Source organism: Pseudonocardia terrae, from assembly GCF_021343995.1.
Taxonomy (GTDB): Bacteria; Actinomycetota; Actinomycetes; order Mycobacteriales; family Pseudonocardiaceae; genus Pseudonocardia; species Pseudonocardia terrae.
The window spans coordinates 21,911-45,380 of sequence record NZ_JAJTTE010000039.1; the positions used below are offsets into that span (position 1 = coordinate 21,911).

Consider the following 23,470-nt stretch of genomic DNA (forward strand, 5'->3'; position numbering starts at 1 on the left):
TCCGACAGCGCAGCGGACTTTCGATCACGGGAGGGCGCCATGGTGGGCTCTGATCTGCTGCAATCCGCGCTCGCCCACGCTGCTCGAGGCTGGCGAGTGTTCCCCCTCCGCCCCGGGGACAAGCGCCCGGCGATCCGGGACTGGGAGGCCCGCGCGACCAGGAATCCTGAGCGAATCCGTCGTGCTTGGGCCGGGTCGACGCGCTTCAACATTGGAATCGCCTGTGGACCGTCGAGGCTGGTGGTCGTCGATCTGGACACGCCGGAACACGGCGCCGAACGACCTCCGGAGTGGGACCGGCCTGGGATCCAGGACGGCGCCGACGTCCTGGCGGCCCTCGCCGAGCAGAACGGCCAGGCGGCCCCGTTCGAGACGTACGCCGTGCAGACCGCCTCGGCGGCGAGCACCTCTATTTCACCGCGCCCGACGAGAGCCAGATTCGGAACTCGGCCGGACGACTGGGCTGGCTGATCGACATCCGCGCTGCCGGCGGCTATGTCGTCGGCGCAGGGTCGATCGTCCGTGATCGCCGCTACCGCAGCAACCACGCCGACTCGGTGGTGTCGCTGCCAGCCTGGATCACCAATCGTCTCCGCGACGACACCACACCGCGAAGCGCACCTGCCCCCACGCAGCAGGACTTCACCCCGCTGCTCGACGTGGTCGGCCGCCGCTCCCGCTACGCCGCCACAGCCCTGCGCGGCGAGCTGGACAACGTCCTCGCCGCGCACCCGGGTAGTCACCAGCGCAACGACACCCTCAATCGCGCAGCCTTCGCCCTCGGCCAACTCGTCGGCGCCGGCCTGCTCACCGAAGGGCTCGCCACTGCAGCCCTCGCCGAGGCCTCCGCCGTGATCGGCCTCCCACCGGCTGAAGCACACGCCACGATCCGCTCGGGCCTGACCGCAGGAGCGCGCACCCCACGACAACTGCCATTGACGGGAGGTTCGAGGTGAGCTCGCGGTCCCGCCGGACCACCGCCCACGACATCCTCGCCGGCCTCGACGCCGACCGACGCCTCGCCGTCCTGCACGGCGAGGACCAGCCTGAGCCGCAAGGCTGGGACGCCGATCCCACGCCGCTCACCCCGCGACGGCTGGTCCCGCCGTTCCCGGTTGACGCCCTTCCATCATGGGTGGCGGACATGGTGCTCGCGGTCGCCGAGTTCACCCAGACCCCGCTCGACCTGCCCGGCTGCCTCGCTCTCGCTGCCCTCTCGACCGCGGCGGGCGGTCGCGCCGAGCTCGAGGTCCGACCCGGCTGGCGGGAGCCGCTGAACCTCTACACCGTGGTCGCGATGCCACCGGGCTCGCGCAAGAGCGCAGTCTTCGCCGCCATGACCGCCCCGCTGTTGGAGGCCGAGCAGACACTGGCCGAGCAGGCGAAGCCGCAGATCATCGAGGCCGAGCTGGCCAAGAAGGTCGCCCAGACGGAGGCCGAGCGCCGCGCCAAGGACGCGACCCAAGCCCGCGACCGCCTCACCCGCGAAGAAGCCCTCGCCTCCGCTCAAGACGCCGCGATCACGGCTGGGGAGATCGCGGTGCCACCCCTGCCGCGGTTGATCTCCGACGATGTCACCACCGAAGCCGCCGCCTCCCTGCTCGCCGAACAAGGCGGCCGACTGGCGGTGCTGTCCGCGGAGGGCGGGATCTTCTCCACCCTGGCCGGCCGCTACTCCGGAGGCGTCCCCTCCCTCGAGGTCTTCCTCAAGGGCCATGCCGGCGACCTGCTGCGTGTCGATCGCAAGGGCCGCCCCGCCGAACACGTCGCCAAGCCCGCACTCACCCTCGGCCTGGCGCTGCAGCCCGAGGTCCTCTCCGACATCGCCCGCATGCCCGGCTTCCGCGGCCGCGGCCTTCTCGCCCGGATCCTCTACTCGTTACCGGAGAACACCGTCGGCCGCCGCCGCGTCGGCGCCCCCGCCGTCCCGGCCCCCGTCGACCGCACATACACCAGCCGCCTGTCCCGGCTCGTCGTCAATCTCGCCGATCAGCCCGAACCGCTGCGGCTACGCCTCGACGACGAAGCCAATCACCGTGTCCTCGACCTCGAACGCACCCTCGAGCCGAAGCTGGCCCCGCACGCCGAGCTGGCCCACATCACCGACTGGGCCTCCAAACTCACCGGTGCCACCGCTCGCACCGCTGGCCTGCTCCACCTCGCCGACACCCTGCCCACCGCCTGGACACAGCCTGTTCCCGCACGCCACGTGGACGCCGCATCCCGCCTCGGCCAATACTTCCTCGCGCACGCCCTTGCCGTCTTCGATCAGATGGGCGTCGACCCAGTGGTCGACGATGCCCGTCACGTCCTGGAATGGATGCTGCGGACCGGCCGGACGAGCTTCACCCGGCGCGAGGCCTTCTCAGCCCTGTCCCGACTGCGCTTCCGTAAGGTCGCCGATCTCGACCCCGCCCTACGTGCCCTGGCCGACCACGGCTTCCTCCGCCTCGCCGAGACGTCGGCCTCGAGCGGGGTCGGCCGGCCGTCATCGCCACGCTGGGAGGTGCACCCCGCGTCCGCGAAATCCGCAGAATCCGCACAACGTGATCGTAAGCAGCCGTAGCGGTAGTTCTGCGGATTCTGCGGATTCTGCGGATGGTCCCAGAGCCCGTCGACAGACGAGGGCCACCTTCGGGCTCGGCCTGCGGCACGAGGCGGGCGGGGCACCAACTCTCATCGCGCATCGGTTGCGGACCGGAATCAGGGGCCTGCCGACATCGGACAACGTCGATCGGGTCTCGCCACCCGAGCGTGCAACACAATGCTGGCGGCATGGCGCCTGATGCGCCCTCTCGCCGAGATCCTCCAGCACTTCGGTCAGGAGGACCGCGGCGCCCTCGGCGGCGAACAGACGCGCGGCGGCTGCGGCCCACCGCGAGCTGATCCGGTGACGATGCCGACGTTGCCCTCGAGGCGCCCCATCCGCCTCGACGAGGTCGCCAGGGCGGGCCGACGCATGCTGCGGGTCCAGGGTGACAGTGACGCGGGCGTTGATCTCGGCCGTGGCCTCCGGATTGGCTGCGACCAGCTCCTCCAGGACGCGCCGGGCCAGAGCAGGAGCATCCGGATCGAGCGCGGCCGTGAGGAGGTCGCGGGTCGTTGTTCCGCCGGTCGGCGCGGTGTCGAGGGTAACCGGGAGATGCGTGACGAGGCGCTGATACCCGAGGTCGGCGAGGACCGTGGCTCAGCCGGCCACCCAGCGGTCCATCTGATCGTTGTCGGCGAGGACGAGGCCGACAGGGGAGACGCGCAGGACCGCAGAGAGACGGCCGGTGCGGCGATCCAGGGCCATCGCCCGGGAGCGCGGCCTGCCGATCGCCATGGGCAGCAGGGCGGTCAGCCCGCCGTGTTCCGGTACTACACTTGCGATCAGATCCCGTCACAGATGGGCGCGCTGGGTGCCGAGCGCCGGCGAACTCGCGTGCTCGGGGCTACGTCGAGAAGGGCAAGTCCGAGGGCGCCACGCTCGCCACCGGCGGCTGCCGCCCGCCATGGCTGGTTCGTGGATGCCGATCGTGTTCGGCGACATGGACAACCGATCCACGACTGCGCGAGAGGAGACCTCGGCCCGATGTTCTCGATTATCCTTGCCGAGGACAAGGCGGTCGCGGTGCGAATCGAGAATGGCAGGATCTACGGCGTCAAAGTGTCGGTGCTCACCGACGGCGTCGACAAGGCCTTGACGGTGGGGCGCGGATTTGCTCGGCACGGTGGGACATAACGACTTCCGGGTTCTCGCCGTTCCTCGCCATGCTCCTCGCCAGCGCGGTGGACCCGGTCCCGCTCGGGTTGATCGTCAATGTAGTCCTGCTGCTGGGCGGGCTCTGCGGGGTGCTGCTGATCCGCAGCAGTCGACGGCGGGCCGCCTCGCCGAAATCGGCGTTGCAGTCGGCCACAGCCTGATCGGGAACCGGCGAGGGTCCGCAGGCTGGCGGACCGTCGCCCGACAAACAGCCCCCGGAACTGGCGACCGGATGGCAGGTCACGGCCCCCGCCGCCGACGTCGGGTTCAGAAGGCGGTGTTCTCCAGGTCGATGCCGCCCGCGCGCAGCTTGCGGTAGAAGGTCGAGCGCGAGACGCCCGCGAGCTTCGCGGCCTCAGTCTTGTTGCCGTCGCAGTCGGCGAGCGCGTTGAGCAGCGCGCTGATCTCCGCGCGCTCGAACCGGGTGAGGGCACGCCGGGAGGCGTTCGCCGCGAGTTCGGGCGGGATGTCGGTGAGCCTGATGGGTGCCTGCGACAACCCCGCGCTCATGATCCGCGCGATGGTCGTCTCCAGCTCACGGACGTTGCCGGGCCAGAGCAGCCGAATCAGCAGCTGCGTGACCTCCGGGGTGAGCTTGCGGGGCGCCGCGAACAGTTCGGCCAGCGGGGGGACGTCCTCAATACGGTCGCGCAGCGGGGTCAGGACGACCTCGACGGCGTTCATCTGGTCGGCGATTGTGCGCGCGGACCGGGGCCCGCCGAGCGCGGCGGTCATCAAGATCCGCCAGCCACGACCCGATGCGATCCGGAGCAGCCCGCCGACCGGCTTGCGCTCGGACTCGGGCAAGAGGTCGACGTGGGGGATCAGCAGTGTGCCGGGGTCGCCGGCGAGAGTCGTCCGCAGCGCGTCGTACCAGGCGAGCAGCCCGTCGGTCTCGACGTCGCAGTCGCAGATGTGAAGCTCCCGCGCGGGCCCGGCCAGGTGGACCGACCGGGCCAGCGCCGACTTCCCGACCCCCTGCTCGCCGCTGATCAGGACGACGCTGTGCTCGGAGGCATCCCGGCAGGCCCGGAAGGCCGCGCGGAGACCTGCGCTCTCGCCGACCAGACCGGGGCGGTGCTCGTCGGCAGCCTCGGCGGGCCGCCTGCGCTGCGGTCGCTCACGTCCGCGCGGTCGGATCTGGAGGATCACGCCGAGGACCTCGCCGCCTTCGTTGATGGCGGTCATCGTGGTGGCGAGGGTGCGTCCCTCGGCGGTCTCGAGCTCCTCCTCGACTGGCCGAGAGGCGGCGAGCGCTCGGCTGGCGCGTTCCCACAACAGTGGCTGATCAAAACCTTCGAGCAGGCGTCCTGCGCGCGGGTCGGCGAGCATCAGCCGCTCGCTCACCACGACGACGCCGCCGGTCGTCCGGCGGGCGGCGAGGAAGTGGCGCAGGAGGGCCTGCTCGCGTGGGCTCTGCTGTTCGTACATGCTCTGCTCGATCTTCTCCGCAGTCTGCGTGGCGAGCAGGGTGATGAGCTTGTTGTCGTGGTCGGCCGCGCAGGTGATGTCGAGGACGCCGATCATCCGCCGGGCGAGCGGGTCCCGGATGGGCACGCCGACGCAGGTGAACTCGCCGAGGATGTCGGCGTAGTGTTCGCGTCCGTCCACCCGCACGACCCGGCCGAGCTCGACGGCGGTGCCGAGGCCGTTGGTGCCGATGATGTCCTCGGAGAAGACGTGGCCCCGGTCGGCGGAGACCTTGTCCAGTAGGCGCAGCATCGCGGGGGAGTCGGTCCAGCGCGCCAGAATGCGGGCCTCGTCGTCGGTCACGAGGAAGCCGAGCCCCAGGTCACCGGATTTGCTCGTGAGGTGGCGCAGCACCGGCTCGGCGGCGCGGAGCAGTCGACCGTCTGGGTTGAGCTCGTCGGGCTGGTAGAGCGGGCTGAAGGAATCGGGCTGGATGGACAGCGTCGCCGACCGGCGCCAGGACTGCAGGATGTCCGCGCGGACCCCGTTGGGCTCCCTGCCGCTGATGAGGAACCGGTCGCGGTTACGCGCGAGCGCGGTGTCCACGTTGTGGAGAGGCATCACGGACTCCTTCGTCCGGAACAGCGACCAGGGGCAAACGGCCCAGAAAGTAGCGTCAGGCCACGGTGCCGCACCGTGTCAATCTGACACAACCTCCCCTCGCCGATCGACCCGTATCGCTACGGGGCTGAGCTTGTGTTCGACCTCACGATGGTCGCCATCCACAGCCGGGCGCAACATCAACGACGAGGAGAGCGCCAGATGGGACGTGTCGAGGGCAAGGTCGCACTCGTTACCGGGGCTGCCCGGGGGCAGGGCAGGTCACACGCCCGCCGGCTGGCCGAGGAGGGCGCGGACATCATTGCGATCGACGTCTGCGGTGACGTCGAGACCGTCGAGTACGCCGGCGCCACCTTGGAGGATCTGAAGGAGACCGTCGCCCAGGTCGAGGCGCTCGACCGCCGTATCCTCAGCCGTCAGGTCGACACCCGGGACTTCGCCGGGGTCACGCAGGCGGTGCAGGACGGCGTGGCCGAGTTCGGTGGCATCGACGTCGTGGTCGCCAACGCCGGGATCCTCACCATGGCTCGCTGTTGGGAGATCACCGACGAGCAGTGGGACACCATCCTGGACGTCAACCTCAAGGGTGTCTGGCACGCGGCGAAGGCCGCGATCCCGACGCTGATCGACCAGGGCCGGGGCGGCTCCATCATCATGACGAGCTCCATCGCGGGCCTGGGCCCGCTCGCCGGCATGGCGCACTACGGCGCGGCCAAGCACGGTGTCACCGGCCTGGCCCGGACCATGGCAAACGAGCTGGCGGAGTACAGCATCCGGGTCAACTCGGTGCACCCGACCTCGGTCCACACGCCGATGATCGACAACCCCACGCTGTACCAGGCGTTCCGGCCCGACCTGGAGAACCCGACTCTCGAGGACGCCAAGGCGGGGTTCGCGACGCTGAACAAGCTGCCGATCCCGTGGGTCGAGGCCATCGACGTCAGCAACGCGGTGCTCTACCTGGCCTCGGACGACGCCCGCTACGTCACCGGCGTCCAGCTGCCGGTCGACGCCGGCTGGACCCAGCGCTGAACCGCGGTCTCACCGCACCCCGACCCCACTCTGCAACGAAGGAGAGTCCACCGTGACCGCCACCCAGAAGGCCGATCTCGACGCGATCGTCATCGGCGCCGGGTTCGCCGGCATCTACATGCTCCACCGCCTCCGCAACGAGCTCGGCCTCGCTGTCAAGGTGTACGACAGCGCCGGCGGTGTCGGCGGCACCTGGTACCACAACCGCTACCCGGGCGCGATGTCCGACACCGAGAGCTACATCTACCGCTACTCCTGGGACAAGGAGATGTTGCAGGAGTGGGACTGGGACAGGCACTACCTGAACCAGCCGGATATCCTTCGCTACCTCGAGGCCGTGGTCGAGAAGCACGACCTGGCCCGCGACATTGTGCTGAACGCCCGGATCGACTCGACGGTATACGACGAGGACAGTGGCATCTGGACCTGTACGACCGACAGCGGCGAGCAGATCACCGGCCGCTACGTCGTCACGGCCCTCGGCCTGCTCTCGGCCAAGAACTTCCCCGACATCCCCGGCCGCGACAGCTTCGAGGGTACGCTGGTCCACACCGGCGCATGGCCCGAAGGCCTGACCGTCGACGGCAAGAAGGTCGGTTTGATCGGCACCGGCTCGACCGGCTGCCAGATCATTTGCGCCGCCCCGGATACCGCCGAGCACCTGACGGTGTTCCAGCGCACCGCGCAATTCAGCGTCCCCTCCGGAAACGGCCCGGTGACACCGGAGTACGTCGACTCCAAGCGGGCCGACTACGACGCCATCTTCGAGCAGGTCAAGAGCTCGGCGGTCGGCTTCGGGTTCGAGGAGAGCACCGTCCCGACGATGAGCGTGTCCGCCGACGAGCGCCGCCGCGTGTTCCAGGAGAACTGGGACAAGGGCAACGGCTTCCGCTTCATGTTCGGCACCTTCGCCGACATCGTGACCAGCGAGGAGGCCAACAACGCGGCGGCGGACTTCATCCGCTCGAAGATCGACGAGATCGTCGAGGACCCGGAGACGGCGCGCAAGCTCAAGCCGACCGAGCTCTACGCTCGGCGTCCGCTGTGCAACAAGGACTACTACGAGACCTTCAACCGGGACAACGTCACCCTGGTCAGCATCAAGGAGAATCCGATCAAGGAGATCACCCCGCGCGGGGTGCTCACCGAAGACGGGGTCGAGCACGAGCTGGACCTGCTGATCTTCGCCACCGGGTTCGACACCGTCGACGGCCAGTACACCCGCATGGACCTGCGCGGGCGTGGCGGGCTGCGGATCCAGGACCACTGGGCGGAGGCGCCCACGAGCTACCTGGGGATCGCCACCACGGGCTTCCCGAACATGTTCATGATCCTCGGGCCGAACGGGCCGTTCTCGAACATCCCGCCCGCCATCGAGGTCCAGGTCGACATGGTGTTCGACGTGATCAAGGCGGCGGAGGCGGCGGGCGCCCCGGTCGTCGAGATCACACAGGAGACCGAAGATGCCTGGACCGCGACCTGCAGGGAGATCGCGTCCTACACGCTGTTCGACCGGGCCGAGTCCTGGATCTTCGGGGCCAACATCCCCGGCAAGCGCCAGGCACTGATGTTCTACATGGCAGGCCTGGGCTCCTTCCGGCAGAAGCTCGTCGAGGAGGCCGAGGCCGGGTTCCCCGCCTTCGGCCTGAAGCAGACCGCCGAGGCGGTGACGGCATGAGCACTCCGGTCCAGCTCTGGGCGCTCGACGGCGGCAGGTTCACCCTCGACCGAGGGCTGATGGTCGTCGGGGGCAGCGGGACACTCACCATCCCGGTCCCGACCTACCTGATCCGCCACCCGCGCGGTCTGGTCCTGGTCGACACCGGGCTGGCGCCCGCCGCGGTGGAGGACCCGGAGGGCACCTACGGTCCGCTGGCGACAATGCTCGGCCTCGACTTCACCGAGGACCTGCGGGTGGACCGCCAGATCGAGGCGCTCGGGTTCGCGGCGTCCGATGTGACGCACGTGATCATCTCTCACTCACACTTCGACCACACCGGCGGCATCTCGCTGTTCCCGAACGCCCAGTTCCTGATCGGGGCTCCGGACCTGTCGTACGCCTTCTGGCCGTTGCCCGCGGCGTCGGTGTTCTTCCGCTCTGCGGACCTCGAAGCGGCCCGCGGGTTCCACTGGCGCCCGCTCACCGCGGACCTCGACCTGTTCGGGGACGGCACGATCCGGATTCTGCTGATGCCGGGCCACACGCCGGGCAACACGTCCACCCTGGTCCGGCTGGAGGACCGGCACGTGCTACTGACCGGTGACACGGTGCACGTGTCGGAGGCGCTCACGGCCGAGCTGCCCATGCCGTCGGACCACAGCACCCTGGACTCGGTCCACTCGATCCGGCGGCTGAAGGACATCGCGCACGCCCACGAGGCGGAGGTCATCATCCAGCACGACTTCGACGACTGGAACCGGTTGCGAGAGATCACCAAGGTGAGTGGCTGATGGCCGTCCTGGTGCAGTACCGATGTCGGGACTGCGGCCGGGATGGCGATCACTGGGTGAGCCCGCCGGTGCCGGCGCAGGCGGAGTGCCCCGCCTGCGCCGGGCCGGCCCGACGCAGGTTCGGCGGTGCGCTGCTGCGCGGCGCCGGCCCCGGCCCGGCTCCCGCCCAGCAGGACACCGGCCACGCCTGCACCCCCGACGTCCCGGGCACATGCACCCTCGTCCCCACGGCGGCACGCATGCTGGCCGCGCGGGCGCGAGGGGACAACCGGGCGATCGACCGGGAGTCGGAGCGCCAGACCCGGGCGATCGCCGAAGGGACGCTCGACCCGAAGGGTTCCCTGCAGACGTTGTTCGCGGACGGCCCCGCCGCCTCCGCGTAAGACCGAAGAACGGAAAGGGCGTCGCGTGGACGACCTCGACAAGCACCTGCCGCCGTACACCGCGGACCTCGCCCGGGCGCGGCGCCAGAACCTCGGCACGCTGCTCGCCCGCACCGCAGTCAAGGTCGGGGACAAGACCGCGGTCGTCCAGGCCGACACCCGGCGCACGTTCGCGCAGCTGGACTCCGACGCGAACCGGGTCGGCAATGCGCTGGTCGGACGCGGGGTCCGGCGCGACGACCGGGTCGCCATCCTCTCCCGCAACTCCTACGCCTTCGTCGTCGCCTACTTCGCCCTGGCCCGGATCGGAGCCATCTCGGTCCCGGTGAACTTCAACCTCACCGCGAGCGAGGTGCGCTACGTCCTCGAGGACAGCACGTCGACCGCAGTGATCGCCGAGGAGGCGTTGGCCGACCGGATCGAGGCCGCAGGCGTCCCCCTCGACCTGCGGGTCGTGGTCGGCGACCGCCCCGGCTGGGTCCGGTGCGCGGAGTTGCTCGCCCACGACGACGCCTCGGAGCCGGACGTCGAGGTCGGCGACGACGACCCGGTCCAGCTGCTCTACACCAGCGGCACGACCTCGGCCCCCAAAGGCGCGATCATGACCAACCGGAACCTGATCGCCCAGTACGTCAGCGACATCGTCGACGGTGAGTACCACCGCGACGACGTCGAGCTGCACGCCCTGCCGCTCTACCACTGCGCGGCGCTGCACGACTTCCTCACCCCGGACGTCTACCTCGGCGCGACCAGCGTGATCGTCGACTCCCCGGACCCGGGGACGATCCTGCGCACGGTCGAGGCGGAGCGGATCACCAAGATGTTCTGTCCGCCGACGGTCTGGATCCGGCTGCTGCGCTCGCCCGAGTTCGACCGGTACGACCTGTCGTCGCTCGCCAAGGGCTACTACGGCGCGGCGACCATGCCCGTGTCGGTGCTGGCCGAGCTCGGCGAGCGGCTTCCCGGCATCCGGCTGTTCAACTACTACGGCCAGACCGAGCTCGCGCCGAACGCCACCGTGCTGGCACCGGAGGAGCAGATCGCCAAGGCCGGATCGGCCGGTCGGGCCTGCCTCAACGTCGAGACGCGGTTGCACGACGAGGACGACCGCCCCGTCGCCGTCGGCAAGGTGGGCGAGATCGTGCACCGCAGCCCGCACGTCATGCGCGGGTACTGGGGCAAGCCGGACGTGACGGCCGAGGCGTTCCGGAACGGCTGGTTCCACAGCGGTGACCTCGGCGTCATGGACGCTGACGGCTACCTGACGATCGTCGATCGCAAGAAGGACCTGATCATCACCGGCGGCGAGAACGTGGCGAGCCGCGAGGTCGAGGACGCCATCTACGAACACCCCGCGGTAAGCGAGGTCGCCGTGTTCGGCGTGGCGCACCCGGAGTGGATCGAAGCCGTCGCCGCCGCGGTGGTGCTGCGCGACGGCGCGGCCGCGACTCCCGAGGAGATCGTCGAGCACACCCGGCAGCGGCTCGCCGGGTTCAAGACCCCCAAGCACATCGCCGTCGTGGCCGAGCTCCCCAAGAACCCAAGCGGGAAGATCCTCAAACGCGAGCTCCGCGGCACCTACGGAGGGCTCTACGGGCCTGCGGGCTGACCCGTCCCAGGCGCCGAGCTTCACGCCGGGTTCGCGCGAGCAACGCAGTATCTCGGAGGATCATTGCAGAATCGAAACAGTATTTGCGTGGACGCCGCCGTCGTCAACGAGTATGACGATCCTCTTCACGACGCGGCCGTCATCGAGGACCTGGGCCAGCTTCATCCACGGTTGCTTGCGGCGATCGACGTGACGGTTGCTGTCGACGCACGGTTCGGTCGCTACATGGGCGGCTGGCGGACGCCTGGAGGCGGATCTGCCTGAGCGAGTGGAACGCAGTCGATGATCCGGACCGCGACGGCTATCTCGATGTGTGGGCAGAGTTCCGGCGAGGCCTCGCCGTCGTGGCGGGCCGGGCGGTCTGAGCTGCTCGAGTCGAGTGGCTCGTAGGGCGTTCGCACAGCGACGAGGGTGTCGCCGAAGCTCGGTGTTCCCGTCGTCCCTCTGGTTGAGTGCTCGGTCGTCGGGCGAGACGCCTCGCCCGACGACCGAGCGCCGGAGCACTCAGCCCACTTCGCGGGCCAGGTCCCGAAGCAGGAACTTCTGGACCTTGCCGGTCGCGGTCATCGGCAGTTCGTCGACCAGCACGAGCTTCTCCGGCAGCTTCTGCATCGAGATGTTGCGCTCCTTCAGGAACGTCGTGATGTCCGTGAGGGTGAGCGTCGACCCCGGGGCCGGGACGACGACCGCGCAGGCCTTCTCACCCAGCCGCTCGTCCGGGTAGGCCACGACGGCGACCTGGGCCACCTGCGGGTGCGCGAGCACGTACCCCTCGATCTCGGCGGCGCTGAGGTTGGTCCCACCCCGGATGACGATGTCCTTCAACCTGCCCGAGACCCGCATGTAACCGTTGGCGTCCATCCGGCCGAGGTCACCCGTGTGGTGCCGGCCGTCCGCGTCGATGGTGGCGGCGGTGCGCTCGGGATCGCGCCAGTAGCCCAGGATCGCTCCGGGCCCCCGGTAGCAGATCTCACCCTCCTCCCCGGACGGAACCTCCTCGCCATCCGGTCCGAGCAGCAGGATCTCGACGCCCTCGAGCGCGGGGGACCCGTCCGATCCCGCACGGCGCTCAAGCGGGTCACCAGGATGGCAACACGTCACCGCCATGAGCTCGGAGCAGCCGTAGAGCGGCATCAGGACGCCCCCGTCGAAGGCCTCGTCGAACTCGATCGCCAGAGCTTCGGGGATGGGAGCGCCGGCGCAGAGCCAGAAGCGCATCGACGACAGATCCCGCTGGGCGCTCCGCTGGGCGTCGAGCGCCATCCGGACGAAAGGCGTGGCGGTGGCCGTGGCGGTACAGCGGTAGTGCTCGATGCGGCGTAAACCCTCGGTGGGCTCCCAGATGTCGAGAAGATGCGTCTCGGCACCCACCGCCAGCGGAACGAGGACACCGACCATCAGCCCTGTTGCGTGTGCGACCGGGGACGGCATGAACATGACGTCGTCCGGGCGTAGCTGGAACACGTCGCGGGCGAGACCGCGGGCGGAGAAGTCGAGCGTGTTCCAGGTGTGCACACAGCCCTTGGCGGTCGACTCGGTGCCGGAGGTGTAGACGACCACGTGTGGGGCGTCGGCGTCCGGATATTCGCCCAACTCCGCGTCGTCGGTCTCTGTGGCGCAGGCTGCCTCGAAGGACAACTCGCCCTCCTCGGGCTCGCTGCGCACGACCACGATGGTCGAGAGGGACGGGTTGTCCGCACGCAGGTCGCGGAACATCGCTGCGTGGTCGAACCCGCGGAACGTGCCGGTCGTGATCGCTGCGACGGCGCCCGAGTTGCGGAGCACATGCCCGATCTCGGTGTGCCGGTAGACGGTCATGATCGGAATCAGGACCGCGCCGATCCGGGCCAGGGCCAGATACGAGACGACGAACTCCGACCAGTTGGGCAGCTGGACGGCGACCCGGTCGCCTCGGCGTACGCCTCGACGCAGCAGCGCCGCGCCGAGGCCTCGGGCGCGGTCCCTGACCGTTGCGTAGTCGAGTTCGCACACGCCGTCGGAGACGAAGCGCTTGGCCGGGGTGGCCTCCGCCCAGCGCTCAAGCAGCGCGGCCGCCGAGCCGTCCTGCCACCATCCCTTCTCCCGATAGAGCCGAATCGCCTCGGCGTCGTACCTGTCGCCGACCGTCAGAATCTGGGGCTCGGCAGTAACCATGGGATCTCCGCTTCGTCGCGACCGTCCGATGCGGCGTCGAACGCGGCCGGGCGCGCCGGCGGCGAACCCGGCGCGGACGCCGATTCACGGCAACCCTAGCGAGATTCGGTCGCTCTTATCAATGGTCAGTCCAAAATCGCCGACGATCGTGCCACCGGCGATCTCCGGCCCTCGAGGAGGCCGGGTCTGCGTCAGCTTCCGTCGGTGACCGTGATGTCGGTCCGGTTCTCCACCTCGAGCGCCGCCTTGGCGTGGTGGTGGATGTGCCGGGCCATGCGCCGCTGGGCGGCCTCGGCGTCGCGCTCGCGGATCGCCCGTGTGACGGACCGATGGGCCCGCTGTGCGATGGAACGGACCTCGTCGGTCACGAAGCCCTCGGTGTTCGTCGCGGTGTAGATCGCGCGGGAGAGAGCAATCATGACGCCGGTCAGGATCTCGTTGTGACTGGCGGTGGCGACGGCAACGTGCCAGTCGACGTTGGCCTGCAGGAACTCCTCGAGCCCGCCCTCGCCGATGGCTTCGTTGGCCTCGTCGAGCCGGCGAAGGTCGGACTCGCTACGGTGCAGGGCCGCCAGGCGGGCGCAGAAGGGCTCCACCGCCTCGCGGGTCTCGTGGATCGAAGTCAGCCGGATGCGGCGTCCGCGAATCAGCAGCTCCAACGAGTCGGCGACCGACTCCTCGCCGGGCTGCTGGACGAAAGCCCCGCCCGCGCGCCCGGCCTTGATCCGGATCAGCCCCTGGACCTCGAGGATCCGGAGTGCCTCGCGCACGGTCGTACGGCTCATGTGGGTCTGGGTGACGAGCTCGCGCTCGGGGGGCAGGGGCGTGCCCTCGGGGTACTCGCCGGACAGGATCCGCTCGCGCAGCTCGTTGGCGAGCACATCGGAGGCCTTGGGCACCTCCATCGGCGACAACCGGATCGCCGATCGTCCTCCGCCCGACACCATCCGGTCTCCGTCCGTGCTGATCCTCGGAGCGTACCGGAACCCGCGCGGTGTACCGGGCAGGCGGTCGTCGACGTGCCCGGGCGCGGGTGGGACTGGGAGGTGCACCCGCGCCCGAGCCGTGGAGCCGGTCGGAGCGTCAGCCCGGCCCCGGCGGCGCCAACCCAGCGACGCTGCCTCGAGGTCGTGCCTGTCGGGGGTGGCGACGACCGACGGTCACGTTACGTGCGTGTGTGGTGCGTGAGCGTCATCCCGGGGGAGTGTTCCCCTACCCCCTTCGGGGTCGCCTGGCACTGCCGGTGCCGCACCTGACTCCCGCGGGCGTCAGCCGGGCGGACCGGCGAGGTAGAGGGCGCCGAGGGCAGCGACAGCGATCAACGCCGCCAGGACGACGAACACGGTCCGCTGGTCGAACTCGATCCGCCGGGGTCCCGACCGGGCGGCGCCGATCGCGCGTCGGGCCTGCTCGAGGGTGGGCGGGCCCTGTACATCGCCGGTCCCGAATCGTGCCTCGAGGGTGTGCGCGTCGTCGATCCCGTGCAGGAGGGCGTGGGCGGGTCCCTCGCCGACGATCCGGCCGTGCCAGAGCACCGCGAGGGTCCCGCCGAGCTCGCGGGCGAGGGTGAGATCGTGCGTGGTGACGAGGATCGTCGCGCCCGTGCGTTCCCGGTAGGCGTGGACCGCTGCGGCCACCGCGTCGCGACCGTCCTCCTCCGCGGCCTCGACGTCGTCGAGAACCAGCAGTGGCGCCTCGGCGGCGAGCGCTCGTGCGAGCGCGAGCCGGCGCCGCGCATGAGCGGGCATGTCGGCAGGCAGGGCCGTGGTCCACGGCAGCAGGTCGAGGTCCTGGAGCAGGCGCGCACAGCGGCGGTCGCGGGTCTCCGCGTCGACCCCCCGCTCGGCCAGCCCTGCCCGGACGTTGTCCGCAGCGGTCATCGAAGCGAAGAGCGAGGTGTCGTAGAGCGTCGCGCCCCCGAGCATCACACCCAGTCCGTGGCGGATCCGCCGGAGCTCGTCCGGGGCTGCAGCCCATACGTCCGTCCCGCCGAACCTGACGGTTCCCGTGTCGGGCCGCAACAGCCCGACGACGTGCCGGACGAGCGTGGTCTTTCCTGCTCCCGAGGGGCCGATCAGCACGGTGACCTCACCGGGCCGCACCCGGAGGCAGAGATCGAGCAGGACCACCGCGTCGTCGCGGACGGTCGTCACCCCGGCCAGTTCGACGGCGGGGCCTACGGATCCGGGCATGGCGCCTCCCGCCGGGAATCATGACTGCCGCAGGACGGCCTTCCGGGTCAGGCATAGCTGGTCCGGACGGTCTACGCCCGGCCACTTCTCCGAAGGGAGGGGGCACCTTCCCCCGAGGGATGAGGTGGCGCCGAACACAGCGGGTCATGCTCGCTGCACGACGAGTGATCCACCGTCGAGCCCGGGCCGCGGCCGTTCCACCGGCGGTCGCGGCCCGACCCACGACCCGAGGACGTGTCGCCTGATGGAGGTACAGCGCCCCGTGACGATCGACCCGTTGCGGCGGGACCACGGAATGCGCTCCGAGCGCGGCCGCGGGGCCCACCATCGCCCGCGGCAGACGCGGACGTCCGCCACCTACCCGTGGCAGGTCGGAGTGGCTGCTGTGCTGTGGTTGGTTCTCGGCGCGGTGCTGATCGGCGCGGGTACGGGCATCACGAGCAGCTCCGCCGATCCGGAGCAGGTCGACAAGATCGTCGGCACGCTCGGCTCGGACACGGTGGCCGGTACCGCGCAGCACGGGCCCGGGATCCTCTGGGTCGGTCTCGGTCTCGCGATCCTCGTGCTTGGCGCCCTCCTGGGGATCGGGCAGGGCTGGACCCGCTACGTCCTGATGGGCCTCGGTGTCGGTGCTGTCGTCGCGCTCGCGCTCGCCGGCGCCTGGGAGGTGCTCGTCGCGATGGCGGTACTGGTCGTCGCGAGCGTGCTGTTGCTCGCACCGCGCGTTCACCGGTACCTCGGATGAGCCGGAACCGCCAGGCGGCCTCCGCGCCGCTCGTCGCCGGCCTCGACTGGGCCGAGGCGGCCCGTGGCGCCTCCTCGGGCCTGAGCGTGCTGGTGGTCGGCGGCCTCGTACAGCCGCTGGTGGGTGTGCTCACACCCGTGCTCGGCGCCGTCTGGTTGATCGTGGTCGCCGTGGCGGCGTTCGGTGTCGCCGGCCGGCGCATCGGCACGGCGACCGCGCCGTCCCGCCAGGGCGCGGTCTGCGCTGTACTCGCCTACCTGTTCGTCCTGCCCCTGGTCGTGTACGCGAACCAGGGCCTCGACGTGGCCCAGGCCGCGGGGACGACGGTCACCGCCGTCGTCGTCGGCGGGCTGGTGGGCCACCTGCGCGGCCGCTCCGCAGTGCGTGCCCACGCCCGGACCCGGCCGAACACAACCTAGGAGCCCGATGACTACCTCCACCGACACCACGGCCGCACCCACGCCGGGAGCCGTCGGCATCCCGCGCCGGAGCGTGGGTGGTCGGCTGCGCTCGGCGGGGCGCGGCATCCGGGGCCCGCTGCAGCAGGCGGGCGAGATGGCCGAACTGCTCGCGACGATCGTCTACAGCGCGGTCCGCCATCCGCGCGGCTACTGGGGCGATGTCCGGGACCAACTCTTCGAGGTCCTCAAACTGTGCTGGTTCCCGATGGCCGTGGCCTGCGTCGCCTTTGGCTTCGGTGCCCCCGGCCTACAGGCCGGCAATTTGTTCATCCTGTTCGGTATCCCGGAGCGCCTCGGCTCCTTCTTCGTGATGGCGAGCGTCCGCGAGTTCGCCCCGTGGATCAACGCGATGGTCGTCGCCGGCGTCGTCGGTACCTCCATGACCGCCGACCTGGGCGCTCGACGGATCCGCGAGGAGATCGACGCGATGGAGGTACTGGGCATCGACCCGGTACGCGCGCTGATCCTGCCGCGGGTCATCGCCGTGACGATCATGACCGGGCTGATGGACCTCGTCGCGCTGACTTTCGGCGTGCTCGGCGGCTACATCGCCGCGATGCAGCTCGACGCGGGCTCGGCGGCCTTCCAGCAGAACTTCTTCTCCAACGCCACCACGATCGACCTGTGGGGCAGCGTCCTGAAGACGACGCTGTTCGGACTGATCATCGGGGTCGTCTGCTGCTACAAGGGCTTCCGGGCCCAGGGCGGGCCGATCGGCGTCGGCAAGGCCGTCAACCAGGCCGTGGTGATCTCGTTCGCCGCGATCTGGAGCTTCAACTTCGTCTTCACGACCATCCTGCTCGGGCTCTACCCCGAGATCCAGGTCTACCGGTGACCGGGGGGAGACCATGACCATCACCGAGCCCAACCCAGATCCGGGCGCGACGACCGCGCCCGGGGTGCCGACCGCCCCGCCCAAGCCGCCGCTGAGCACCCAGTTGCGCGACGGCCTCGCAACCGCCGGCGAGATCTTCCGCTTCTCCGCCAACACGGTTCGCGGCTTCCGCGACGTGCGGCACTACAGCAGCGAGGTGCTGCACCAGGCCGGAATCCTCGTCCTGTCCAGCGGCCTGATCATCTGGGTCATGCAGGGCGTGATGGGCACCGTCTGCGGCCTCGAGGCGAGCTACACCCTGAAGCAGATCGGCGCCCCGCTGTACTCCGGCATCTTCAACGCGTACTGCTCGATCCGCGAGATGGCGCCCTACATGTGGGGCTACATCTTCGCTGCGAAAGTGGGCTGCGGGCTCGTCGCCGAGCTCGGCTCCATGCGGATCTCGGACGAGATCGACGCCATGGAGGTCATGGGGATCAAGTCCCGCAGCTTCCTGGTCGGCACCCGGGTGATCGCCGCCTGGCTGGCGATCCCTTTCCTCTACACGGTCGGGCTCGGGATCATGTACGTGACCATGTACCTGGTCACGGTCGTGCAGCTCGGCGGGGTCTCGCCCGGCGGTTATCTCTACATCTTCTGGCTGTATCAGAACCCGCTCGATTTCCTGTACTCGCTGGTCAAGGTCATGTCCTTCGGGACGACGATCGTGTTCGTCGGGTGCTACTTCGGCTTCAACGCCAGCGGCGGGCCGGTGGGGGTGGGTCGCAACACGGCGAAGTCGATGATGATCAACATGGTGCTCATCCACATCCTCGGGGTCCTGGGCACGCAGCTGTTCTGGGGTCTGAACCCGAACGCGCCGATCGCGAACTGACACCGAGGCACAGGAGGACACCAGCATGACCGCCCAACCCGCCTACGACGGCCGCGACGAGGCGCCCACCACCGTGATCCCACGGATCGCGCCGGTCGGCGAGCCGGCCGGGAACGCCAAGCCGCACACCATGGAGGTCCGCGGCGTGCACAAGACGTTCGGGTCCTTCAAGGTTCTGCAAGGCCTGGATCTGCAGTTCGCCGACGACGCCATCACCACCGTGCTCGGCCCGTCGGGCACGGGCAAGAGCGTTCTGATCAAGCACCTCGTCGGGCTGCTCGAGCCCGACGCCGGCGAGGTGATGGTCTTCGGTCAGGACATCTGGAAGCTTTCCGAGGACGAGCGCTACGACATCCGCAAGCGGATGGGCGTGCTGTTCCAGGACGGCGCGCTCTTCGGGTCCATGAACATCTTCGACAACACCGCCTTTCCCCTCCGGAAGCACACCGACAAATCGGAGGAGGAAATCCGCGAAATTGTGATGGCGCGGTGCACCGAGGTTGGCCTGGAGCGCTCCCTGCACAAGTTCCCGAACGAGGTGTCGGGCGGGATGCGGAAGCGTGCGGGTTTCGCCCGGGCGATGGTTCTGAATCCCGACATCGTGTTCTTCGACGAGCCGGACTCGGGCCTCGACCCGGTCCGGACGAGTCTGCTCAACGACCTGATCCTGCAGATGCACGCCGAGCACGGCGGGACGTATCTGCTGGTCACGCACGACATCCGGACCGCCCGCAAGGTCAGTGACTATGTCGGCCTGATCTGGAAGGGCAAGGTCGTGCACTACGGAGAAGCGGAGGAGGCGTTCAACTCGCCCGATCCTTTCGTGCGCCAGTTCCTGGCCGGCGACTCGGCCGGACCGCTCGGGATGGACTGACCTTCGAGCGAAGACGAAGAATCGATCGAAGAGCCGGCGCGCCCCGTAGCGCGTCGGCTCTTCGGCGTGCCCGCTATGAATTTGTCCGGAGCGCTGCCCCGATCGGGTTAATCTGTCAGATCCGACGTTTCCCGCGGCGCTCCCGAATCGTTGGACCAAATGTGAAGCCACTCCGCCGGATAGCCGTCGCCGCCGTATCCGGGCTCCTCGTCCTGGGTGCCGTCGTCGCCATCGGTGGGACGGGGTCCTACCGCGTACAGGCCGTGCTCCCGTCCGCGGTCAACATCGTCGATGGCGGCGCCCTCCTCGTGAACGGGTTCGAGGCCGGCACGGTCGCCGGTATCGAGGCCCGGGACGGCAAGGCCCTCGTGACGATGGACCTCGACCGGGACGTCGCGCCGCTGCACGACGGCGCCACCGTGACCATCGGGTGGAAGGCGGTGCTGAGCGAGCGGTCGATCCAGATCACCGACGGTCCCGCAGGTAACGCGGAGCTGCCGGACGGGGCGATGCTGCCGGGCACGATGCCGAAGGCCACCGAGGTCGACGACGTGCTCAACGCCCTGGACGCGCCGACACGTGACCGGCTCCGCTCGCTCGTCGGCAACCTCGACGGCGCCCTGACGGGCAACGAGCAGAACCTCAACGCCACCCTGCGCACCTCCGGACCGGCGGTCTCGGCGCTCGGCCGGGTACTGCAGGCCGTCGGCACCGACGGGCCGGCGATCCGGAACCTCGTCGTCCGGCTCAATGACATGATGGGCACGCTGCGGGACCGCGACGCGCAGGTCCGCACGGTGATCGAACAGGTCGCACGGTTCTCTGCCGAGACCGCGGGTCGCCGGGACCAGCTGCGTGACACCCTCTCCCAGCTTCCGCCGACCCTCGACCGCGCCAAGACCACCCTGGACCTGGTGCCCAGTGTGGTCGACGAGGCGACCCCGCTACTCGACGACCTGCGGCCGGCCACCGAGAAGCTCGGCCCGGTCTCCCGCAGCCTCCGGCCGCTGCTCCAGGACCTGCGGCCGCTCACGGCCGATCTCCGCCCGACGCTCGGTGCGGCGCAGGACCTCCTCGACCGCACGCCGGGTCTGCTCGACGTCGCGCACGCCGACCTGCCCCCGCTGACCTCGATCGTCGGCGATCTGCAGGATCCGCTGGCCGTCCTGCGGCCGATGATGCCCGAGGTCATCGCCTGGGCGTCGCACTGGGGATCGGCGATGGCGAACTACGACGGCAACGGCAACTACGCCCGCATCTACTTCCAGGAGGGGACGACGAGCGTGACCGACATGCCCAGTGTCATCCCGCCCGGCATCACCTACGACCCCTACCCGAACCCCGGCGCCATCGCCGGACAGGAGTGGACCGACGCCTTCGGGGACGGTCTCCGGTGAGCGGGCCGACGACCCGTTCCCCCCGCAGGAGTCGCAGGCTCGGTGCGAGCCGGCTCGCGGCCGTCGCGGCGGCGGTGGTGGCGGTCGCGACCATCGGCGCCTCGAGCCCCGACGGCGGGGAGGGTGACCAGGTCCGCGTCCTCGCCCGCTTCGCCGACGCCAGCCCCCTGCTCGCAGGCAACGATGTGCGTCTGGCCGGGGTGAAGGTCGGCGAGATCGCCGGCATGCGTGTGGTGGACGGCGCAGCCCAGGTCGTGATGGACCTCGACCGGTCGGTGCTGCCGCTGCACATCGACTCGCGCGCGACGATCCGCCCCGTCACCCTGCTCGGCGAGCGTTTCGTGGACCTGGACCGGGGGAGTGCCGCCGCGCCCGTCATGGACCCCGCCCAGGAGATCCCGGTCGACCGGACCGGTCAGGCGACGGACCTCGACCAGGTACTCGACGTGGTCGACGACCCGACGGGCGAGGCGCTCGGCGCCCTCGTCGGCGTCCTCGGCGACGGTCTCGACGGCAACGGCCGCAACGTCGACGAGGCGATCAAGGCGCTCGAGCCCGCGATGACGCGGACCGACCAGCTGGCCGGAATCCTCGCCGACCAGAACGACACTCTGAACAGCCTGGTCGACTCGCTCGAGCCGGTGGCCTCCTCGCTCGCCACACAGGACGGGAAGGCGCTCGACCGACTCGTGGGCTCGGCGCACGGGCTGCTCGGCACCGCGGCCGCGAACCAGCAGGACCTGCGGGCGACACTGCAGGAACTGCCCGGCACGATCGGCAGCGCGCGGACCACGCTCGGCGAGCTGGCCGGTACCGCGCGCGAGGCCGCTCCGACCCTTGCAGCCCTGCGGCCGACCACCGACAACCTCCAGCAGGTGAGCCGCGAGCTCATCGCCTTCGCGGAGTCCGCCGACCCGGCTCTCGCCTCGCTCCAGCCCGTGCTCGACGAGGCGAAGGGACTGCTGGACGAGGTCCGGCCGGTCGCAACGAGCCTGCGCGAGCAGGGCCCGGACACCGTCGACACGGTGACGGGCTTGGAGCCGGTCGTCCGCGACCTGACCGCGAACCGCGGCAACGTCATGGAGTTCCTCAAGCGCTGGGCCCTCACGACCAACGCGAAGGACGGGCTCACCCACTACTTCCGGGCGTTCACCGACGTCACGCCGATGACAGTGACCAGCAACGTGCCGGGTGAGGGCGGCAACGCCGGCGTCGGCGGTACCCCGCCGCCGCTGACGACCGACCCTGCCGGCGAGCCCGTCGAGCCGCCGCAGACCGGCAACCCCGACGGGCTGCTGACGCCTCCGGCCCAGAGCGGAGACGGTGGAGTGACCGGGCTGACCAAGGACCAGGAGGGCGGCGCCCTCGGCTTCCTCATCGGAGGGGACTCGTGAGCGCACCACGCAAACAGGCCTGGCGCCGGCGGCGCTCGACGCTCGTCGGGGTGGGCGTCGTCGGTTTCCTGGCGGCGATCGTCGCCTTCGCCATCACCGCGCAGAACGGCCTCCCCAGCTACCTCCCCGGAGTCGAGCGCACCGAGGTGAAGGCGGCGTTCTCCGACGCCGGCGCATTGCGGCGCGGCGACGACGTGCGCATCGCCGACGTGCGGGTCGGCTACGTCTCCGACATCGCCCTGGTCGACGGAACCCCGGTCGCCACGATGCAGCTCGAGGACGCCCGGCCCGTCTACCGCGACGCGACCGCGGCCATCGGCGCCCGCTCGGCCCTCGGACAGAAGTACCTGTCGCTGACCCCGGGCACCGAGGCCGCCGGCCGGCTCCCGGCCGATTCGACCATCACCGACACGACGCCCTCCCAGGAGCTGGACACCCTGCTCGACACCCTCGACCCGGCCACGAGGGACGCGGCGGCGTCGACCATCCGCAACGTCGGCGGCGGCCTCGCCGGACGCGGCACCGACCTGTCCGACGGCCTCCAGGCCCTACCAGCGGTGCTGCCGGACCTGGGCACCGTCTCCGATGCGTTGTCGGCCGACAGCGGCGCGGGTCTGTCGGACCTGTTGACCGCGGCCGACCGGCTCTCCCGCTCCTTCGCCGAGCGGCAGCAGAGTCTGGGCGCGCTGGTCAGCCAGCTCGACCCGACGCTGGCCGCCGTGAACACCGACGAAGGCAGGCCCGCGGCGGAGACGCTGAAGTGGGCGCCCGACACGTTGCGGGAGGCCCGCTCGGCCCTGGACTCGCTCAACGGGCCGCTGGCCTCCACACGCGACGCGGTCACGGTCGTCCGCCCCGGTGCGGAGGCGCTCGGCCAGGCCACCCCTGACCTCCGCGGCGTGCTGCGCGAGGCGGTCCGGCCCCTGGACAAGGTGCCCGGTGTCTCCGGGTCGGCAGGGCCTGCGGTGGAGGACCTCACACCGACCTCCGCGAACCTGCAGCCCCTGGCCCGCCAGCTGGGCACGACCATGGACCAGGCCGCTCCGAGCACGCAGTACATCGGCCGCTACTCGAACGACCTGTCGCTCTTCTTCACCTACTTCGCCGACGCGCTGAAGTACAGCGACACGCTCGGCCACGGCCTGATGATCTACCCGATCATCAAGCCGGAGAGCGTGCTCAACAACGTGCCGATCGAGGACCCGACCGTTCACCGCGAGGCCTACCCGCCGCCGGGCGGCACCTTCGACCACTACGCGAACTCCCCGATCGGAGAGCGGCGATGAGCCTCCC

General features: G+C 70.1%; 21 protein-coding genes and 1 pseudogene. 18 read left to right on the plus strand and 4 right to left on the minus strand.

Annotated features, from left to right (window positions below; genetic code table 11):
• Window positions 1-39 precede the first annotated feature (39 nt).
• The 4 genes and pseudogenes from LWC33_RS23690 to LWC33_RS23705 all read left to right on the plus strand — a co-directional run bounded on the left by LWC33_RS23690 (window position 40) and on the right by LWC33_RS23705 (window position 3,906).
• Window positions 40-956: pseudogene (locus LWC33_RS23690) on the plus strand (bifunctional DNA primase/polymerase).
• Window positions 953-2,566, plus strand: a complete 1,614-nt coding sequence (locus tag LWC33_RS23695; RefSeq protein WP_233306653.1) for a YfjI family protein — start codon at window positions 953-955, stop codon at window positions 2,564-2,566. Before LWC33_RS23690 ends, LWC33_RS23695 begins: the two are co-directional and overlap by 4 nt.
• Before the next feature lie 198 nt (window positions 2,567-2,764).
• On the plus strand, window positions 2,765-3,724 hold the full coding sequence (locus tag LWC33_RS23700; protein WP_233306654.1) for a hypothetical protein: 960 nt from the start codon (window positions 2,765-2,767) through the stop codon (window positions 3,722-3,724).
• Window positions 3,725-3,753: 29 nt separating this feature from the next.
• The gene (locus LWC33_RS23705) at window positions 3,754-3,906 is read left to right on the plus strand and encodes a hypothetical protein (RefSeq protein WP_233306655.1); all 153 of its coding nucleotides are present in this window, start codon (window positions 3,754-3,756) and stop codon (window positions 3,904-3,906) included.
• A gap of 106 nt (window positions 3,907-4,012) precedes the next feature.
• On the opposite strand, the gene LWC33_RS23710 is transcribed toward LWC33_RS23705, so the two are convergent.
• On the minus strand, window positions 4,013-5,776 hold the full coding sequence (locus tag LWC33_RS23710) for a sigma-54-dependent Fis family transcriptional regulator (RefSeq protein ID WP_233306656.1): 1,764 nt from the start codon (window positions 5,774-5,776) through the stop codon (window positions 4,013-4,015).
• Between the two features lie 201 nt (window positions 5,777-5,977).
• Here LWC33_RS23710 and LWC33_RS23715 point away from each other — a divergent pair, with 201 nt between their 5' ends.
• The 6 genes from LWC33_RS23715 to LWC33_RS23740 all read left to right on the plus strand — a co-directional run bounded on the left by LWC33_RS23715 (window position 5,978) and on the right by LWC33_RS23740 (window position 11,515).
• Window positions 5,978-6,808 (plus strand): mycofactocin-coupled SDR family oxidoreductase, encoded by an 831-nt coding sequence (locus LWC33_RS23715; protein ID WP_233306657.1) that lies wholly within the window; start codon window positions 5,978-5,980, stop codon window positions 6,806-6,808.
• Window positions 6,809-6,860: 52 nt separating this feature from the next.
• Window positions 6,861-8,486, plus strand: coding sequence for a flavin-containing monooxygenase (locus LWC33_RS23720; protein ID WP_233306658.1), 1,626 nt, complete (start codon window positions 6,861-6,863; stop codon window positions 8,484-8,486).
• On the plus strand, window positions 8,483-9,259 hold the full coding sequence (locus LWC33_RS23725) for an N-acyl homoserine lactonase family protein (protein WP_233306659.1): 777 nt from the start codon (window positions 8,483-8,485) through the stop codon (window positions 9,257-9,259). The genes LWC33_RS23720 and LWC33_RS23725 overlap by 4 nt, the downstream gene beginning before the upstream one ends.
• Window positions 9,259-9,642, plus strand: coding sequence for an FmdB family zinc ribbon protein (locus LWC33_RS23730; protein ID WP_233306660.1), 384 nt, complete (start codon window positions 9,259-9,261; stop codon window positions 9,640-9,642). The genes LWC33_RS23725 and LWC33_RS23730 overlap by 1 nt, the downstream gene beginning before the upstream one ends.
• Window positions 9,643-9,667: 25 nt before the next feature.
• A complete protein-coding gene (locus tag LWC33_RS23735; protein WP_233306661.1) occupies window positions 9,668-11,251 on the plus strand; it encodes a fatty acyl-CoA synthetase in 1,584 nt (527 codons plus the stop codon).
• 87 nt (window positions 11,252-11,338) lie between these two features.
• A complete protein-coding gene (locus LWC33_RS23740) occupies window positions 11,339-11,515 on the plus strand; it encodes a hypothetical protein (protein WP_233306662.1) in 177 nt (58 codons plus the stop codon).
• 240 nt (window positions 11,516-11,755) lie between these two features.
• Here the strand turns inward: LWC33_RS23740 and LWC33_RS23745 are convergent, their stop codons facing one another.
• From LWC33_RS23745 to LWC33_RS23755, 3 genes are all read right to left on the minus strand, one after another.
• Entirely contained in the window at window positions 11,756-13,405 is a 1,650-nt protein-coding gene (locus LWC33_RS23745; protein WP_233306663.1) for an AMP-binding protein, read from the minus strand.
• A 191-nt stretch (window positions 13,406-13,596) separates the two neighbouring features.
• A complete protein-coding gene (locus LWC33_RS23750; protein ID WP_233306664.1) occupies window positions 13,597-14,310 on the minus strand; it encodes a FadR/GntR family transcriptional regulator in 714 nt (237 codons plus the stop codon).
• Between the two features lie 363 nt (window positions 14,311-14,673).
• Entirely contained in the window at window positions 14,674-15,597 is a 924-nt protein-coding gene (locus tag LWC33_RS23755; RefSeq protein WP_233306665.1) for an ATP-binding cassette domain-containing protein, read from the minus strand.
• A gap of 244 nt (window positions 15,598-15,841) precedes the next feature.
• Here LWC33_RS23755 and LWC33_RS23760 point away from each other — a divergent pair, with 244 nt between their 5' ends.
• The 8 genes from LWC33_RS23760 (at window position 15,842) to LWC33_RS23795 (ending at window position 23,463) form a co-directional block, all read left to right on the plus strand.
• Window positions 15,842-16,342, plus strand: a complete 501-nt coding sequence (locus LWC33_RS23760) for a hypothetical protein (RefSeq protein ID WP_233306666.1) — start codon at window positions 15,842-15,844, stop codon at window positions 16,340-16,342.
• Window positions 16,339-16,761 (plus strand): hypothetical protein, encoded by a 423-nt coding sequence (locus LWC33_RS23765; RefSeq protein ID WP_233306667.1) that lies wholly within the window; start codon window positions 16,339-16,341, stop codon window positions 16,759-16,761. The genes LWC33_RS23760 and LWC33_RS23765 overlap by 4 nt, the downstream gene beginning before the upstream one ends.
• 7 nt (window positions 16,762-16,768) lie before the next feature.
• On the plus strand, window positions 16,769-17,638 hold the full coding sequence (locus tag LWC33_RS23770; RefSeq protein WP_233306668.1) for an MlaE family ABC transporter permease: 870 nt from the start codon (window positions 16,769-16,771) through the stop codon (window positions 17,636-17,638).
• Window positions 17,639-17,651: 13 nt separating this feature from the next.
• A complete protein-coding gene (locus LWC33_RS23775) occupies window positions 17,652-18,512 on the plus strand; it encodes an ABC transporter permease (protein WP_233306669.1) in 861 nt (286 codons plus the stop codon).
• A gap of 25 nt (window positions 18,513-18,537) precedes the next feature.
• Window positions 18,538-19,386, plus strand: a complete 849-nt coding sequence (locus LWC33_RS23780; protein ID WP_233306670.1) for an ABC transporter ATP-binding protein — start codon at window positions 18,538-18,540, stop codon at window positions 19,384-19,386.
• Between the two features lie 161 nt (window positions 19,387-19,547).
• The gene (locus LWC33_RS23785) at window positions 19,548-20,783 is read left to right on the plus strand and encodes an MlaD family protein (protein ID WP_233306671.1); all 1,236 of its coding nucleotides are present in this window, start codon (window positions 19,548-19,550) and stop codon (window positions 20,781-20,783) included.
• Window positions 20,780-22,177, plus strand: coding sequence for an MlaD family protein (locus LWC33_RS23790; RefSeq protein ID WP_233306672.1), 1,398 nt, complete (start codon window positions 20,780-20,782; stop codon window positions 22,175-22,177). The genes LWC33_RS23785 and LWC33_RS23790 overlap by 4 nt, the downstream gene beginning before the upstream one ends.
• Entirely contained in the window at window positions 22,174-23,463 is a 1,290-nt protein-coding gene (locus LWC33_RS23795) for an MlaD family protein (protein WP_233306673.1), read from the plus strand. Before LWC33_RS23790 ends, LWC33_RS23795 begins: the two co-directional genes overlap by 4 nt.
• The last annotated feature ends 7 nt before the right edge of the window (window positions 23,464-23,470 follow it).

What these genes read in the sequence shown, in the direction of transcription:
- LWC33_RS23700 (WP_233306654.1), top strand. Translation starts at nt 2,765, where the DNA reads ATGCTGGCGGCATGGCGCCTGATGCGCCCTCTCGCCGAGATCCTCCAG.
- LWC33_RS23705 (WP_233306655.1), top strand. Translation starts at nt 3,754, where the DNA reads ATGCTCCTCGCCAGCGCGGTGGACCCGGTCCCGCTCGGGTTGATCGTC.
- LWC33_RS23710 (WP_233306656.1), bottom strand. Translation starts at nt 5,776, where the DNA reads ATGCCTCTCCACAACGTGGACACCGCGCTCGCGCGTAACCGCGACCGG.
- LWC33_RS23715 (WP_233306657.1), top strand. Translation starts at nt 5,978, where the DNA reads ATGGGACGTGTCGAGGGCAAGGTCGCACTCGTTACCGGGGCTGCCCGG.
- LWC33_RS23725 (WP_233306659.1), top strand. Translation starts at nt 8,483, where the DNA reads ATGAGCACTCCGGTCCAGCTCTGGGCGCTCGACGGCGGCAGGTTCACC.
- LWC33_RS23730 (WP_233306660.1), top strand. Translation starts at nt 9,259, where the DNA reads ATGGCCGTCCTGGTGCAGTACCGATGTCGGGACTGCGGCCGGGATGGC.
- LWC33_RS23745 (WP_233306663.1), bottom strand. Translation starts at nt 13,405, where the DNA reads ATGGTTACTGCCGAGCCCCAGATTCTGACGGTCGGCGACAGGTACGAC.
- LWC33_RS23750 (WP_233306664.1), bottom strand. Translation starts at nt 14,310, where the DNA reads ATGGAGGTGCCCAAGGCCTCCGATGTGCTCGCCAACGAGCTGCGCGAG.
- LWC33_RS23755 (WP_233306665.1), bottom strand. Translation starts at nt 15,597, where the DNA reads ATGCCCGGATCCGTAGGCCCCGCCGTCGAACTGGCCGGGGTGACGACC.
- LWC33_RS23760 (WP_233306666.1), top strand. Translation starts at nt 15,842, where the DNA reads ATGGAGGTACAGCGCCCCGTGACGATCGACCCGTTGCGGCGGGACCAC.
- LWC33_RS23765 (WP_233306667.1), top strand. Translation starts at nt 16,339, where the DNA reads ATGAGCCGGAACCGCCAGGCGGCCTCCGCGCCGCTCGTCGCCGGCCTC.
- LWC33_RS23770 (WP_233306668.1), top strand. Translation starts at nt 16,769, where the DNA reads ATGACTACCTCCACCGACACCACGGCCGCACCCACGCCGGGAGCCGTC.
- LWC33_RS23775 (WP_233306669.1), top strand. Translation starts at nt 17,652, where the DNA reads ATGACCATCACCGAGCCCAACCCAGATCCGGGCGCGACGACCGCGCCC.
- LWC33_RS23780 (WP_233306670.1), top strand. Translation starts at nt 18,538, where the DNA reads ATGACCGCCCAACCCGCCTACGACGGCCGCGACGAGGCGCCCACCACC.